General features: G+C 37.7%; 14 protein-coding genes and 1 pseudogene. 10 read left to right on the forward strand and 5 right to left on the reverse strand.

The features are described from left to right. Positions 1–280: 280 nt before the first annotated feature. Together glyQ and glyS are read left to right on the forward strand one after the other, a co-directional pair. Positions 281–1,276, forward strand: a complete 996-nt coding sequence (gene glyQ / locus RFH42_RS06810; RefSeq protein ID WP_308974852.1) for a glycine--tRNA ligase subunit alpha — start codon at positions 281–283, stop codon at positions 1,274–1,276. Then, positions 1,273–3,342 (forward strand): glycine--tRNA ligase subunit beta, encoded by a 2,070-nt coding sequence (gene glyS, locus RFH42_RS06815; RefSeq protein ID WP_308974853.1) that lies wholly within the window; start codon positions 1,273–1,275, stop codon positions 3,340–3,342. Before glyQ ends, glyS begins: the two co-directional genes overlap by 4 nt. Positions 3,343–3,422: 80 nt before the next feature. On the opposite strand, the gene RFH42_RS06820 is transcribed toward glyS, so the two are convergent. After that, complete coding sequence (locus tag RFH42_RS06820; RefSeq protein WP_308974854.1) at positions 3,423–3,824, reverse strand: hypothetical protein; 402 nt, start codon at positions 3,822–3,824, stop codon at positions 3,423–3,425. A gap of 423 nt (positions 3,825–4,247) precedes the next feature. Between RFH42_RS06820 and RFH42_RS06825 the strand changes: the two genes are divergently transcribed. Then, entirely contained in the window at positions 4,248–4,871 is a 624-nt protein-coding gene (locus tag RFH42_RS06825) for a hypothetical protein (RefSeq protein WP_308974855.1), read from the forward strand. A 14-nt stretch (positions 4,872–4,885) separates the two neighbouring features. Here the strand turns inward: RFH42_RS06825 and RFH42_RS06830 are convergent, their stop codons facing one another. Continuing rightward, positions 4,886–5,842: a 2-hydroxyacid dehydrogenase gene (locus RFH42_RS06830; RefSeq protein ID WP_308974856.1), complete on the reverse strand. Its 957-nt coding sequence runs from the start codon at positions 5,840–5,842 to the stop codon at positions 4,886–4,888. Positions 5,843–5,990: 148 nt separating this feature from the next. Between RFH42_RS06830 and RFH42_RS06835 the strand changes: the two genes are divergently transcribed. Then, on the forward strand, positions 5,991–6,422 hold the full coding sequence (locus RFH42_RS06835) for a hypothetical protein (protein ID WP_308974857.1): 432 nt from the start codon (positions 5,991–5,993) through the stop codon (positions 6,420–6,422). Positions 6,423–6,461: 39 nt separating this feature from the next. On the opposite strand, the gene RFH42_RS06840 is transcribed toward RFH42_RS06835, so the two are convergent. Next, a complete protein-coding gene (locus tag RFH42_RS06840; RefSeq protein WP_308974858.1) occupies positions 6,462–7,724 on the reverse strand; it encodes a hypothetical protein in 1,263 nt (420 codons plus the stop codon). A 306-nt stretch (positions 7,725–8,030) separates the two neighbouring features. Between RFH42_RS06840 and RFH42_RS06845 the strand changes: the two are divergent. Further along, positions 8,031–8,804 (forward strand): annotated as a pseudogene (locus RFH42_RS06845) (class I SAM-dependent methyltransferase). Positions 8,805–8,838: 34 nt separating this feature from the next. Next, positions 8,839–9,354, forward strand: coding sequence for a hypothetical protein (locus tag RFH42_RS06850; RefSeq protein WP_308974859.1), 516 nt, complete (start codon positions 8,839–8,841; stop codon positions 9,352–9,354). Positions 9,355–9,446: 92 nt separating this feature from the next. Here RFH42_RS06850 and RFH42_RS06855 read toward each other — a convergent pair whose 3' ends face one another. Together RFH42_RS06855 and RFH42_RS06860 are read right to left on the reverse strand one after the other, a co-directional pair. Next, the gene (locus tag RFH42_RS06855; RefSeq protein ID WP_308974860.1) at positions 9,447–10,016 is read right to left on the reverse strand and encodes a hypothetical protein; all 570 of its coding nucleotides are present in this window, start codon (positions 10,014–10,016) and stop codon (positions 9,447–9,449) included. Between the two features lie 227 nt (positions 10,017–10,243). After that, positions 10,244–10,711 (reverse strand): Holliday junction resolvase-like protein, encoded by a 468-nt coding sequence (locus tag RFH42_RS06860; protein ID WP_308974861.1) that lies wholly within the window; start codon positions 10,709–10,711, stop codon positions 10,244–10,246. Between the two features lie 133 nt (positions 10,712–10,844). Here RFH42_RS06860 and RFH42_RS06865 point away from each other — a divergent pair, with 133 nt between their 5' ends. The 4 genes from RFH42_RS06865 (at position 10,845) to yccS (ending at position 15,615) form a co-directional block, all read left to right on the forward strand. After that, the gene (locus tag RFH42_RS06865) at positions 10,845–11,489 is read left to right on the forward strand and encodes a ParA family protein (RefSeq protein ID WP_308974862.1); all 645 of its coding nucleotides are present in this window, start codon (positions 10,845–10,847) and stop codon (positions 11,487–11,489) included. Between the two features lie 87 nt (positions 11,490–11,576). Continuing rightward, the gene (locus RFH42_RS06870; RefSeq protein ID WP_374990748.1) at positions 11,577–12,695 is read left to right on the forward strand and encodes an AI-2E family transporter; all 1,119 of its coding nucleotides are present in this window, start codon (positions 11,577–11,579) and stop codon (positions 12,693–12,695) included. 67 nt (positions 12,696–12,762) lie between these two features. Beyond that, entirely contained in the window at positions 12,763–13,329 is a 567-nt protein-coding gene (gene sodC / locus RFH42_RS06875) for a superoxide dismutase [Cu-Zn] SodC (protein WP_374990819.1), read from the forward strand. Between the two features lie 135 nt (positions 13,330–13,464). Next, complete coding sequence (gene yccS, locus RFH42_RS06880) at positions 13,465–15,615, forward strand: YccS family putative transporter (protein WP_308974864.1); 2,151 nt, start codon at positions 13,465–13,467, stop codon at positions 15,613–15,615. Positions 15,616–15,639: the final 24 nt, after the last annotated feature.

Raw genomic sequence — 15,639 nt, forward strand, 5'->3', positions numbered from 1 at the left:
TCATGGGATCGGGATATAAATTCCGCACTGAATATTCTTCTTACGAAACAGTGTTTCTCAGGACATAAGCGTCTAGCAGTAGGAATCACCATCATTTAAGGGGGTGAGGATGTCAATTGCAAACTGAAATGGCATATAAATTCATTTAAAAGATTAATCCGTTACATAGTATATGTAATCAATCATCTTTTTCCTGCTTAGAAACAACAAGCCTTTGCCTAGATGTAGCAAAATCCTTATACTTAAACACAATTTTTACTCTGATTTTAATGGATGCAACATGAGTCGCGCCATATCGCATATTGATACTTTTCAAGGCTTAATTCTTGCCTTACAAAACTACTGGGCTGAACAAGGCTGTGTGGTTCTACAACCTTACGACATGGAAATGGGTGCGGGTACATTCCACACAGCAACATTCCTTCGCGCACTTGGGCCTGAAACTTGGAATGCGGCCTATGTGCAACCGTCTCGTCGTCCTAAAGATGGTCGTTATGGCGAAAACCCAAACCGCCTTCAACACTACTATCAATTTCAAGTTGTACTGAAACCGAACCCAGACAACATTCAACAACTGTATCTAGACTCACTTAAAGCAATTGGTATTGACACTTTAGTGCATGATATTCGCTTTGTTGAAGACAACTGGGAATCTCCAACTCTCGGAGCTTGGGGTCTTGGTTGGGAAGTTTGGCTCAACGGTATGGAAGTTACTCAGTTCACTTACTTCCAGCAAGTGGGTGGTGTTGAGTGTTATCCAGTCACAGGTGAAATCACTTATGGTCTAGAACGCCTAGCAATGTATCTTCAAGGTGTTGACTCTGTATATGATCTAGTCTGGACAAAAGGACAGTTTGGTACCGTTACTTATGGTGATGTTTTCCATCAAAATGAAGTAGAACAATCTACATACAACTTTGAATACGCACCTATTGCAGAACTATTCAAACTCTTTGACTTCTATGAAACTGAAGCAAATCGTTTAATGGAAGCAAAACTCCCATTACCTGCCTATGAACAGGTAATTAAAGCTTCGCATAGCTTTAACTTACTTGATGCTCGTGGAGCAATATCTGTCACTGAGCGCCAACGCTTTATTCTACGTGTTCGTACATTAGCACGAGCAATTGCACAAAGTTATGTACAAGCGCGTGCTGAACTCGGCTTCCCAATGGCTGAACCACATTTACGTGATGAAGTTTTGGCGCAGCTCAAAGCTCAAGCCGAAGTAGAACTTGCAAAAACACAAAATAGCAAAGAGGAGAATAAAGCATGAGTCAACATACCGTTTTATTCGAACTTGGCTGTGAAGAGCTTCCTCCAAAAAGCTTAAAAACTTTGCGTGATGCTCTACAAGCAGAAACAGTGAAAGGCTTAAAAGATGCAGGTCTTGCCTTTGCTGAAGTCATTGCTTATGCAGCGCCACGTCGCCTTGCCCTTAAAATCGTAGATGTAGATGCAGCGCAAGCCGATACACAAAAACGTTTTGATGGTCCTGCTGTACAAGCAGCTTATGATGCCGAAGGTAAACCAACAAAAGCGCTTGAAGGCTTTATGCGTGGTCAAGGGATCACAGCGGATCAGGTAAGTACGTTCCAAGCAGGTAAGGTTGAAAAAGTATGTTATTTAAAAGATGTAAAAGGTCAAAGCCTTGACATCTTATTACCTCAAATTTTACAAGCTGCTTTAGATAATTTACCTATTGCCAAACGTATGCGTTCTGCGGCAAGTCGCACTGAATTTGTACGTCCAGTCAAATGGGTTGTATTACTAAAAGATGACCAAGTGATCAATGCATCTATTCAAGATCACCAAACATCAAATATTACTTTTGGTCACCGTTTCCATGCACCAGAAGCTATTACGCTTGCACATGCCAATGACTATCTTGATGTTTTACGTCAAGCAAAAGTCATTGCAGACTTTGCAGAGCGTCAAGAAATTATAGATCAACAAGTTAAAGCTCTTGCAGATCAAGTAAATGCAATTGCGATTGTCCCTGCCGATCTTCGTGACGAAGTCACAGCGCTGGTTGAATGGCCTGTTGCACTACGTGCTAGTTTTGAAGAACGCTTCTTAGCTGTACCTCAAGAAGCCTTGATCACAACCATGCAGGACAACCAAAAGTATTTCTGCTTAATCAACCAAGAGAATAAACTACAACCTTACTTCATTACTGTATCTAATATTGAATCTAAAGATCCGAGTCAGATTATTGAAGGTAATGAAAAAGTTGTTCGTCCACGTTTATCTGATGCTGAATTCTTCTATCTACAAGATCAAAAGCAACCTTTAGCAAGCCGTAAAGACAAATTAGCCAATATGGTTTTCCAAGCACAATTAGGTACGCTTTGGGACAAATCAAGCCGTATTGCTAAATTAGCTGTAGCATTAAGCCCAATCACAGGTGCTCAAGCAGCAGATGCTGAAAAAGCTGCACTATTAGCAAAATGTGATCTCACTTCTGAGCTGGTCGGTGAATTTCCTGAATTACAAGGTATTGCAGGCACATACTATGCACGACTAGAAGGTGAAAATAATGAGGTCGCTGAAGCACTAGGTGAACAATACTTACCTAAATTTGCAGGTGATGTATTACCACAAACCAAGACAGGGACTACCCTTGCTCTTGCTGACCGTTTAGACACCTTAGTTGGTATTTTTGGGATTGGTCAGGCACCAACAGGTTCTAAAGACCCATTTGCACTACGTCGCTCAGCTATTGGTATTTTACGCTTAGTCATTGAAAATAATCTTGATGTTTCAATTGAGCAATTAGTTGATTTAGCACTTAATGCTTATGCTGATGTTATCCAAGATCATGCAAAAACACGTCAAGATGCGGTGAACTTCTTAGAAGGTCGTTACCGTGCTAAATACGAAGACCAAGGTGTAGATGTAGATGTGATTCAAGCGGTTCAGGCATTATCACCAAAATCCCCAGTAGATTTTGACAAACGTGTAAATGCAGTCAATCACTTCCGTAATTTAGCAGAAGCTGCGGCATTGTCAGCAGCGAACAAACGTGTTGCCAACATCTTAGCCAAAGAGAGTGCGGTACAAGGTGAAGTTGTTGAAGCAAACTTAGTTGAAGCTGCTGAAAAAGCACTTTATGCAGAGTTACAAGCCATTGGTCCTATCGTACAACCGTTATTGACCAACAAGGATTACACTACAGCTTTGTCTAAACTCGCTGCATTACGTGCTCCTATTGATGCTTTCTTTGATAGTGTCATGGTTATGGCTGAAGATCCTGTACTTAAAGCAAATCGTCTCCTAATTTTAGGTCAGATTCGTAGTTTATTTACAAGTATTGCAGATATCTCTGTTTTGCAACACTAAAAGCTTTTTAAAGTAACTAAACGAATCATCCCGATCTTTCACTCCCTATGTTGACCAATGTAGGGAGTTTTTTAAGCGTATTATTGTGATTTTATTTCACGGCTATACGCATAAAAAGCAGGATAACTCCATGAAAATAAAGACAAAATACAAAAAACCACAAACACAGCTGCAGCAGAAATATACTGAATAAGTTTTAGAAGTAGAGGAGCCAGACCCAGCTCATTATGATAGAACCCCATCAATAATAAGCATGCAAAAGCTAAATGTGGAATCAATAAACTATTAATAGATAAATTACACCGTCGATAACGCAATATATAGTAAATGCTAGGTAAAAAATAAAGTGCAACAAACAGCACCCACATTAACCAAGTAAATAGTGAATGAATTAAGAGAAGACCTCCTGCATAACCCTGTGCAATACTAGGCTGTAACACAAGCAGACCAAGGCATATCGTTATTTTTCTTAGAATATTCATAATATTATCTTTCTGAGTAACTGTACGTTAACTTTGTATATTTTGTATTCTTTTTGTATCACAAAATCAGTTAAAATTACAGCTCTTTTCCATGATATAAAAATTTTTTTCATTTATTCAAGAAATTATAACTATCTATAGGCAACACATCGACTGTACTAAACGTAAAAGCTCAAGTTGCTTCAATTTCATTTCTCATACTAGAGACAACTTTCTCAATTCTTTCGCTACATTGCCCTAATTTTTTCTTGGAAAATCAATAGATCATGCATATCTCGTAACATCCAGTCACTAAAGCGCAAGCGCTGTATGTTTTTATTAAAAAAATGTAGCAGTGATCTTAATTTTACATTCAATTACGCTTAAACTGCGGCTGATATAACACGGTTCATAGTCTTTGCCTATATACAGGGAATTTACATCATGAGTTTGATGAAAAGTTTATATGTTGCCCCTACGTTTTTGAGTCTACTTTTTTTATCATCATTAAGTACTGCCCAAACCGAAATCAATGGTGCAACACAAGCGACAGCTAAACCTACACCTGCTTATGGTGATAATCCGAATATTTTTGAAGTAATAGCGCATAAAACATCAGATAAGGTCGTCAATACAGCGGAAAAAGTGGGTGATGCAACAGAACGAGGTGTCGCAAAAATAAAACCCAAGGTAGATCAAGCTTGGGATAATATTACAGCTAAACACACCACAGATGTTCCTATCGAACAGAAACCATTAAGTCAATCTTCAAATAATGAAGTTGTACCTAAAATCAGCCAAACACCAGCAGCGACTGTATCTACAGCAATAGATGCTATACCATCTCAAACTCAACAGATAGCTCAGCCACAAGTTCAAACACCTGTTACCCCTGCAGGATCAAACAAGACTTCGGAGATACCTGTTGAGCCAGTAAAAGACAAAGTACCTGAAAAATCAGTAGCTCCCTCAACTCAAGATCCAGCAACTCCAACACCACAAGTAAAACCTACAGCAAGTAGCTTGAAAGAGTTAAATTCATCAACCCATCCTACGCTCTTACTATAGGCTTATATCTCATTTTAGATGTTTACTTGTCTAAGGGATTGACCTTGTAGAAACGCTTGTGTGTTTTCAATCATTTGCCGCACTATACGCTGCCTTGCATCTACACTCCCCCATGCACTATGGGGGGTAATAATTAAATTTGGAATATTACCTTGCAACAGTAGATGATCCGCAGCAGGTGGCTCTATACTGAGCACATCCATAGCTGCACCAGCAATCTGCCTATCTAACAATGCCTGAGCCAATGCTGCTTCATTTACAATCCCACCACGAGCACAGTTAATCAAGAAAGCTGTTTTTTTCATATTGGCTAAAACATTGTGGTCAATTAAATTGTGGGTTTGTTCTGTCAGTGGGCAATGTAAAGTTAAAAAATCAACTTGCGAAACAAGCTGCTCAAAAGGAACTCGACCATCTTGTGCAGCACGTCCTGGTAATTGAGCGACTACAACCTTCATCTCAAAAGCCCGAGCAAGTTTCGCTACAGCTTGACCTAACTCTCCATAACCTACAATTCCTAAAGTTTTATTGGACAGTTCCACAATAGGAAAATCAAGTAAACAAAATTGATCTGACTTCGCCCACTGACCTTGCATCACTGCACGTTCATAAGGAATTAAAGATGTGGCGAGAGCTAGCATTAAACTTAGTGTGTGCTGTGCAACTGCTGCTGTGCCATAACCCTGACAATTGGCAACAACGATACCTTGCTGACGGGCAAAATCTAAATCAACATTATTCGTTCCTGTTGCAGAAATCAGAATTAACTTAAGCTTTGGGCACTGCTGTATAAGCTCAGCATCAATTGATACTTTATTGCTAATAATCACATCAGCATCCATAACGCGTTGTAAGCGCTCAGCAGGACGAGTTGCTGGATAAAGTATAAATTCACTAAACAGGGCATTTAGTTCCCTAAGGTCTAAATCATTTTTATCTAAAGAAGCATGATCTAAAAATACGGCTTTCATGATTTAGGTTTCCTAAGCTAATATCGTTCTAGGTGAATAAAATGAAAATTCATCTTTGATACAGTTTATATTGAATAAACTACAACCAAATCTGAGCTAGCGAATATAATTTATGCCTTATCGTCCTTGGAGGTGCAATCTTTACTTATTGAATTTTACGCTTTATTTGCTTTTACCCCCCACACTTTGGGCAAAGCATTCCACTCAAACAACGATTGCATCTGTAAATCATCCAATCACTTTACAATCTATTGCCAATATTGAACTATTCCAATCACCTGAAGGCAATACGATTGAGTTGATTAATTTAGGTGAAACTTGCCAGTTTGAAGGCATTTTTTATTATGAAACAGGTAGAACTGTTGAACATTATTGGTTTAAAGGCAAGGCATTAATTAAAGCACAACGACAAGATTACCACTATACCCTTGGTGGACTCGCTAACCTGCAAAATAATCATGGAAAATTTGATCATATACCAGATAATAAATTGGCTTTAAAAATCCACGATCCTCAAATACAAAGCCAATTTCAAGTTTATCGTTCGCTATTTGCAAATTCTGTATTACAGCAGTGTTAATCAGACTTAAATAGTATAAATCTGACTAAGTCTGATTAACTAACTGATTTGGAACTTTTCCATTTCTTGAACTGATTCCGAATTAAAATTACAGTTACCATCGGCATCACTGTTTAAATATAAATTTTTATAGCAAAGCAGATAGAAATCTTCGCACTTTTTCACAACAATCGGATGCATATCTAAAGATAGTGCTTCACTGCGTTTAAAAAGCTTGGTAACACGACGATCATTCATGCAAATTAAATAATGCTCTTTATTAATTTCAACCTGAGCAAGCCCATGATCTTTAACATATAAGGCAATGATATATTTTCCATTTATATCAACAACCTCACGCGGATAAGCCTCTATTTTTTGCGTAATCATGTTAAAAACCAAGGTATTACCCATGTAATCAACCAACTGATTTGCTTGTTCAAAGGGTAGATTTACTTGAATACCAAGCTTAAGTAGATCCTGTTCATCAACACGCTTATTGGTCAAGAGAATACGCGTAATTTGCTGCTTTAATTGATTATCAAAAAATTGCCCATCAAGTTGTAAATCCTGACTTTTTAAGATTTTGCCTAGTGCAGCATTGTGTGTTCCTAATAAACGAGCAATGACACTACGGTAATAAAACTTACTATTCTTCTTTACAGCTCGCATTTGCTGATAAAAATAAGTTTCATCATAGTCTCGTTCAATAAAATCATGTAGTAATGCTGAATTCGCCAATACCGCAATAACATCGTGCCCAGTATAAGGAAGCTTTAAACAATGTAATTGAGGTATAACATCCTGAATTTTATTAAAGTTCTCACTATCTTCAGCATAGTAAGGATCATAAATAACGATATATTCACATAGTGCTGAAACATCTTGCTCAGCAATATGCATACTCTGATGCAATTCAGAATCAAAAAAGTCTGTATAACGGCGATCATTCACTTCATCAGGATTAATCGAATACTGCGGCACCATCGCAATAACTCGCTGCACACCTAAGTCTTTTGAGTATTTAATGGCGGCATAGCCTCCCATTGAACCACCATAGGATACAACACGTTGATATTGCGCTAAAATTGGACGAATGCTTTCCATCAAAGCTTGCATACTACTGGCTGGAAACCAAGACTTTTGTTTAGGCATAATGCCAACAACAGCATAATCGTATTTTTGTAGTGATTTTTCAGCATTGATGCTTAAGCCTTTGGCGCGTGTAATCAAATCACCAAATGAAATCACCAATGTTGCTGATGTGCCTGGTAAATGAATAGCTCGAATGTGGTCATCTTCAAAAATTATTTGCTTTTCCATTGCAACACCGAGAGATAGTTAAGATCAACTTTATATGCCAGCATTTTAATCAGCTTTACCGACCTAATTAAAAACCAAGAGGTCTATTTTAATCATGACACACAGATAGAAAAGCACATTATCTTCCACAATCAAAAAAAATGCCGTCTATGTCGTTTTTTTCAGCAAAAAATAAGTATAAACAATTCCTAGCATTACGTTTTTACCACGTTACTCCGATAATCGCAGCTGCGTTAACTGAAAAAGCACGTTAAAGTAAGCGTATATCCTTCACGATGTTCCTTCCAAATTTAAGGATTCACAATGATGATTAAAACAGTCCATCCAGTTGCTCAAAGTGGCTTTGGGCTCGCTGCGGAATTATATCAACAGGCTCGCCCATCTTACCCGCATGAAATAACGCAGTGGCTAATAGAGCAATTACACCTAGGACAACATGATAAATTACTCGATTTAGGCTCTGGTACTGGTAAGTTTCTTGCCAATCTTAGCCTAATTTCACAAGAAATCACTGCCGTTGAACCCGTAGCTGAAATGCTAGAACAACTACAAATAACCTATCCACACGTTCATAGCCTACAGGCCTCTAGCCAAGAATTACCTTTTGACAATAACAACTTTGATGCCATCTTCTGCGCACAATCCTTTCACTGGTTTGCAGATTCAGCGAGCTTGCAAGAAATGTATCGTGTATTGAAACCTGGTGCAAAATTAGGCTTGATTTGGAATCAGCGAGATGAATCCATAGACTAGGTTAAAGCATTGGCAAACTGCATTAAACCCTATGAAGCCGATACACCACGCTATCATCATCAAGATTGGCAAAAAGTGTTTGAGAATCAAAAGATGTTTAAACTTCTAGACGTCGTCACTTTTCAAAACTTTCAAAGTGGTCCAGTTGAAGAGGTTGTGTGTAAACGTTTACTGTCTACCAGTTTTATTGCAGCTATGCCACAGAAACAACAACAGTCATTACAACAACAATTTGAGCAAATCGTCGCTACATATACAGGTAAGTTGGTCAAGGATCTTATTGATTTTCCGTATAAGACCTATGCTTATTTTTATGAAAAAATCTAATCACGTACGCAATACATTATCTTGGAGCAAATTGATGCTACGCAACACACATATTATGTCTATTGGTTTAAGCAGCATCATGTTGCTTTTGGGAGCTTGTAGTCCTAAAACAAACAATCAAGAAAATAGCCAACAAACAGCATCGGCAACATTAACCACTGAACAGCAAATCACACAAAATGTTCGCAAGTTTAGTTCTACCCCACAAGATGCGCACGATATTGCACTCATAAAAAACTATAAAGATAAGTTTCAAACAATGAGTATTGAGTTCGAAAAAGATCTCGCTCGTCTTAAACAGGATGGTTATTTAACAACAGATATGGAAAAAGATCGTCACCGAGATCAAGCACTTTCAGCAATGAATATGCTTAAAGCACTTGAGTTAGATACTGAACAGGGTCGCTACATTCAAGGTTTGTATTACCAATATTGGGAGACTCAATATCAGCATTATGAAACGAACAGTACTGCTCCAGTGAATACACCAGCCAATGAACTAAGTCAGGCAGAAGCTCAGCTTAATTACTGGCAATCCATGCAACATTAATTCATCGTAATCAGACTGATATCCCTCCTAACTACAAAAGGAGGGAGTAAAATAACATTTTGTTTTTTCAATAACACAGTACTTGGATAGGCTTAAATATTTTGATGTTCAATCCACTGTATTGAATCAACACGAATTAACTTACAAGCACCATCTCCCACACCATTCCAATCCAATGCCGATTTCCACACTAGGTCACGATCATTAATCTGCACGAGATCTCCTTCTAAACGGACCAAATCACCACGTTTAACCTGTTTTATTTGGCGCGCAATTTCAGGATTAGCTGGAATAATATGCATATTACTCACCAACTGAGTAGCCAATTGCGGATGAATCGGAGGATGTGGCATCTTCCAGTTTAAATAACGATCATATTGATTGATTGAAATTTGTCGTGCAATATCTGGCGCAGTAAACATACCACGCGTTACTGCAAAATCTATTGGTGAAAATTTAGCTTGTTCATCATCATGATATTCTTTAGAACCGAGTATACGAAACTGACCTTCAAAAGGTTCAAGCACAGACATCTGCTGGCTTTTCAAAGTTGGAGCTAAACCATTTGCAATATTATAGGCACTTGATGCCGCATGTACCTGTAAACCACTACATAGCAATATGGTAATAGCCACAGCATGTTTAAACTGAATGAATTTCATCTTGCATCCCCTGATCACCAGTAACGAATGCTTTTCAATATATTGTTCAATAAATGCTTTTCTTAGGACGTTCGTTATAAACGTATCGCTTTCTCTACTACAGTAAAGAACAAATATTAATTAGCTAAAATGATGCTAACCAACATTTCGATTACACTCTGTCATATATTTGTCACTCTAATAGCAAGAAGAAACAGAACTAATATAAAGGACTGGTTTTACTCTTTTTAATCATCAAAATTAATTCTTAAAGTTTCAAAACGTACACGCCCCTGCGCAATCGCCTCAGCAATTGCCTGTTGTCCTTTACTCAAACGAGCTCCGCCACTTTTAATATCAATAAAAATCACATCTATATCTTCCGCATGACCATCACCATCTCGAAAGTCGCTATACCCATCAAAGACAATATAATCCACGGGATCACCTAAAAATTTGGCATCACTAGGTAGATATTGAAATTCTGGAAGTAAGGGTGCGAGTTGCTCTGCCATTTTACCTTTGAGTACGGCTCTGCTTGTATTCACACTGCTTTTTCTTGCCTTGGTTAATTGTTGTTGATGTTCTAATTCTAATTCCGCAATATATTTTTCATACTCAGCCTTAATTCTTGAGTTTCGACTGGAAAACAGCAATACATATGTCAATAATGCTCCTAACACCATCCCAATTAATATAGCGGCACTCACTGACATCTTATATCCTTCAATTTTCAGTAATATTTTCTAATTAACACTAAATATAAACTTTATTTATATCACATCATTTTCAACCTAAAATGATGTAAGCTAATAACAAAGCTCACATGACCTGATTCAACGTAATAATATGAAAACGATACTAATTGCAAACCAAAAAGGTGGCTGCGGTAAGACTTTAACTGCAATCACACTCGCCTCAGCACTGGCCCATAAGAACTATAAAGTTGCTCTTGCAGATGCTGATAATCAGAAGTCTGCTTTACATTGGTTAAAACAACGTGGTGAACAAAGTCCAACTATTTTAAGCTTAGATTGGCGTAATGAGAAATCAATTGGTGATGCACCTAAAAAGTTAGATTATTTAATCATCGATGCGCCTGGTGCATTAAGTGGTGAGCATGCTGAACAACTGATTAGTGAATGCCATGCCATCGTCACGCCATTACAACCTTCATTTTTTGATATCGATAGTACGCGACGTTTTTTAAAACATATTCAAGATATTAAACGTATTCGTAAAGGTAAAGTGGAAATTCACCTCATCGCCAATCGTATTAAAGCCAACAGCTCAAGTTCTAAAAATATTCAAGATTTCTTTGAGAAAATTGAACAACAACCCACAGCTTGGATTTCAGAACGAAGTATTTATAGCCAATTGGCAATGCAAGGTCTGACTATTTTTGACCGTAGCCAAAAGCATATTCTGGCAATCCAACAACAATGGCAACCACTCTTAGATGCTTTAATTGATGATCCCACTGATTGGTTTTAATTCACAAATTATTGTCATTTAATCGGATTACAACATTCAATCATAATTATTTGCATGTTGTTGTACATTATCTGCTTAAATTACCAGATAACTCATATTAAAGAGAATAGAGTGTACGAAATACCCACTTTAAAACGAATTTTATTTTTTGGTCTGTGTTTTACGCTCATTTATCTGGGCTTTGATGTTGTTAAGTATTTTATTGTCCCAGTGCTTTGGGCCAGTATTATTGCTTATATGACATGGCCAATTTATAAATACATTATGCGGCGTTGTGGCGAACAACGTGTAAATTTAAGTGCAACACTCATGATTAGTTTAGTCATTGTAGTCATTGGTGTGCCTCTTGTTTTTGCCATTTTTCTTCTTCAGCTAGAAGGACGCAATCTATATTTCGACTTACATAGTCAATTGTCGTCTGGACACTTTCAATTACCCACTTTTATTGCACAGTTTCCTATCATTGGGCCAATCATTACTGAAAGTGTAAATGAAATAAATGCAAACCCTGCCGCCCTCACTCAAACCATTAATACCTGGATTCAAGGCCATCTTAATTATGGCAAGATTGTTGTCGGTGAAATTAGTAAAAACTTAATTAAATTTGGTTTTGTTATTTTTACCCTTTTCTTTTTCTATCGTGATGGTCGAACCATTTTACAGCAGGTCAGCGCAGCCTTAGAAAATATCATTGGACCACGTATTCATCATTATCTCGATACCATCTCTGAGACAACACGTGCTGTTGTTTATGGTATTGGTTTAACAGCAGTTGCTCAGGCAATCTTAGCAGGCCTTAGTTACTTTGTTGCGGGTGTTCCTAACCCAATGCTATTAACCATTGTGACTTTCTTTTTTGCCTTAATTCCTTTTGGTACACCTGTCGCGTATGGTGCTGTATCTTTATGGCTACTCTCTCAAGGTCAAATGATTGAAGCTATTGGTGTGATGTTATGGGGCGTATGTATTGTGAGTACATCAGACAACGTTATTCGCCCATTGGTCATTTCAGGCGCAACTCAAATTCCTTTCCTGCTCATCATGTTCGGTGTATTAGGTGGAATCAGCAGTTTTGGTTTTGTTGGCTTATTTATTGGTCCTGTCATCTTGGCAATATTGTTAGCAATCTGGCGTGAATGGATACATGAAAGCCAAAAACCACAGCTAGAACCAACAGAGCAACTTGATCACAAAGACTTATCTTAAAAAATCAAGCCCTATACTTTAAAAGCACCGACTATGGAGCAACTCACTTTTAAACGAGAACGAAAATATGACAAATATACCTGCGGTAGTTAAAGCTGTTAGATTACCAGCAACCATTGCCTTACTGATTGTGATGGCAGGTTGTAGCACGTTAAATAAAGAGAAACAAACTACGCTACAACGTCAAGCTATTAATTTACATCAAGTTTCAGCTCAAGGTGTTCATGAAGTGGTTGGTACTGTTTACTTAAGTGATAGCACACAGGGCTTAAAAATTGACACTGAGCTAACAAAAATACCAGCGGGAATCCATGGGTTTCATATTCATGAAAATGGATCATGTGCAGCAGCTGAAAAAGATGGAAAAATGATTGCTGCCCAAGCTGCTGGAGGACACTTCAATCCGCTCAAAGTTGTACATGGCGATGAAAAAACAGGACATTTAGGTGATTTACCTCCCCTGACTTTTAATCAAAATGGTGAAAGTAACATGACAGTATATGCTCCCCGCTTAAAAAGAGCTGATATTCAAGGGCTAGCGCTCATGTTGCATGCTGGTGGTGACAACCATTCTGATCATCCAGAACCACTCGGCGGTGGTGGAGCACGTATTGCTTGTGGCGTTATTCGTTAAGCATCACTAATCCCTGTGGATATCACTTGAGATATCCACAGTCTACTTGCATTCGCCCTTAATACTAAAAATAGATTGACTGTAAAATATATTCATAGCAGGCTGTAATGAAGATAAGGTCATCTTTCGATAAAAATGCAATCTAAACCCTCACTGTTACAACAACTTTTTTCAAACTCTTTATGGGTATATTGCATACAAATTTTTATTGTTCTCTCTGGAACAACATTAGGCTTATTTTTTCTTGGCCATGAACCACTGATTATTCCTGTAACACTTGGTGCAATCGCAACTGCGCTTACCGATTTTGATGATCGATTAAGTATCCGTTTACGTAATCTAGTTTATGTTTGCATTTTATTTTTTGGTGTGAGCAGTATTTTAGAACTACTCCACCCTTATCAACTTTTATCAATTCTATATTTATCTTGTTCAAGTGCTTTATTTATACTGATGGGTGCCTTAGGACAGCGCTATGCCACCATCTCTTTTGGTACGATATTACTCTCTATCTACACTTTGTTTGGCATTGGAGAATATAATCACTGGTACACACAACCCAGTTACTTTGTACTGGGCGCTTTATATTATGGCTTGAGTGCAATTATTTTTTATTTACTCAAACCTACTCAGGCCATTCAAGACAATTTAGCCCAGTCCTTTGAAGAACTAGCCAAACTCTTCCGTATCAAAGCAAAATTATTTGACCCTGATAACACCATAAAAGTCGAACAATTACTTTACCAACTATCTTTACAAAACAGTCAAGTTGTACAAAGTTTAAACTTGAGTAAACGCACATTACTCACCAGATTAAAGGCTTCTCGCGCCAATAAAAAAACCATTGAATCGCTAGAATTATATTTTTTAGCCCAAGATATTCATGAACAAGCCACTTCAAATTACTTACATTACCAACAGATTCAACAACAATTTAGCCGCACAGATGTTATTTTTCGGATTCAAAAGAATATCCATTTTTTAGCAACAGCTTGTGAACACGTTGCCACTTCCATTTTACAACAGCATGAATATATTCCTGATCCAGAGCATGAATATGCCTTAACCCAACTCCAATACTCCATTAATGATTGGACAAAAGCCCACCCAAACAATATTGAAGTCAAAAATTTACAGCTCATTCTTAAGAATTTGACCACTTTATTTGAGCAACTCAATCGCTTAAATAAACATGCACCATTCATAGAAAATTCATCTCGTCCTCTACTTGCCGAAATTAATTTACTCGATGATGATATTCAAAACCTAACAGACTTATGGTTAAAAATAAAACAACAGCTTAATCCGCAATCGGCCTTATTTCGTCACGCTGTACGTATTGGCTTTGTGTTTGCTGCAGGTTCACTCTTATCTTTATTGCCTTTTGCTAAGCATGGCTATTGGATATTACTCACCAGTTTATTTGTATGCCAAATCAGTTACTTTGCAACTAAAAGTCGATTAAAACTCAGGACATTGGGCACAATTTTAGGGGTAATTATAGGCGTACCTGTTTTATATTTAGTGCCGAGTGTTGAAGGGCAACTTATTCTCACCATTATTTTTGGTGTTTGTTTCTTTTATCTGCGCTCTAAAAAATATGCTATGGCGACACTCATGGCAACCCTAATGGTCATGCTCATCTTCAATCTAAAAGGTGCAGGTTATAGCATAATGCTACCGCGAGTTATTGATACTTTATTAGGTTGCTTTGTGGCTTGGTTTGCGGTCAGTTTTATCTGGCCAGACTGGAACTTTCGTAATATTTCACGCAATATTCAGCGCAATTTAACGAGTAATTTAGAATATTTTGATGCTGTTGTACAACAATACCAAACCGGTCGAAACAACAGTATCCATTATCAACACGTTCGTCGTGCTGCACATAATGCACAAATCGAATTATCAAATATGATTTCTAGCCTCAGTACCGAACCCAATCCCAATGCGGAGTTGGTACAAACTGCTTTTCGTTATCTCGTCTATAGCCACAGCCAATTAAGCTATATTTCGGCTTTGGGTAGCCATCGCCTACAGCTAAATGATTCTCTCTTGCTAGATTTGATGTCGAGTTGCCAATCTATTCTCAAGCAAAGCCTATTAGAACAACATCATCCTAATAGTGATTTATTAACACAGAAACTTAAAGAAATTGAAGAGTTAGGACAAAAGAATGAACATACTGAATATTTAGCATTAATTTTAAAACAACTTAGTTTATTACTTGAAACTTTACCAGAATTAGCCCGACTCAAGAACCAACTGCTTCAATTAGAAATTCGTTGAGCCCAAACGCATTTGGGCTCACAT

This window comes from Acinetobacter rudis (assembly GCF_031157835.1).
In the GTDB taxonomy this organism is placed as follows: domain Bacteria; phylum Pseudomonadota; class Gammaproteobacteria; order Pseudomonadales; family Moraxellaceae; genus Acinetobacter; species Acinetobacter rudis_A.

Bases quoted from the DNA above. Each gene is read 5' to 3' on its own strand.
- glyQ (WP_308974852.1), top strand. From the start codon at position 281: ATGAGTCGCGCCATATCGCATATTGATACTTTTCAAGGCTTAATTCTT.
- glyS (WP_308974853.1), top strand. From the start codon at position 1,273: ATGAGTCAACATACCGTTTTATTCGAACTTGGCTGTGAAGAGCTTCCT.
- RFH42_RS06820 (WP_308974854.1), bottom strand. From the start codon at position 3,824: ATGAATATTCTAAGAAAAATAACGATATGCCTTGGTCTGCTTGTGTTA.
- RFH42_RS06825 (WP_308974855.1), top strand. From the start codon at position 4,248: ATGAGTTTGATGAAAAGTTTATATGTTGCCCCTACGTTTTTGAGTCTA.
- RFH42_RS06830 (WP_308974856.1), bottom strand. From the start codon at position 5,842: ATGAAAGCCGTATTTTTAGATCATGCTTCTTTAGATAAAAATGATTTA.
- RFH42_RS06840 (WP_308974858.1), bottom strand. From the start codon at position 7,724: ATGGAAAAGCAAATAATTTTTGAAGATGACCACATTCGAGCTATTCAT.
- RFH42_RS06850 (WP_308974859.1), top strand. From the start codon at position 8,839: ATGCTACGCAACACACATATTATGTCTATTGGTTTAAGCAGCATCATG.
- RFH42_RS06855 (WP_308974860.1), bottom strand. From the start codon at position 10,016: ATGAAATTCATTCAGTTTAAACATGCTGTGGCTATTACCATATTGCTA.
- RFH42_RS06860 (WP_308974861.1), bottom strand. From the start codon at position 10,711: ATGTCAGTGAGTGCCGCTATATTAATTGGGATGGTGTTAGGAGCATTA.
- RFH42_RS06865 (WP_308974862.1), top strand. From the start codon at position 10,845: ATGAAAACGATACTAATTGCAAACCAAAAAGGTGGCTGCGGTAAGACT.
- sodC (WP_374990819.1), top strand. From the start codon at position 12,763: ATGACAAATATACCTGCGGTAGTTAAAGCTGTTAGATTACCAGCAACC.
- yccS (WP_308974864.1), top strand. From the start codon at position 13,465: ATGCAATCTAAACCCTCACTGTTACAACAACTTTTTTCAAACTCTTTA.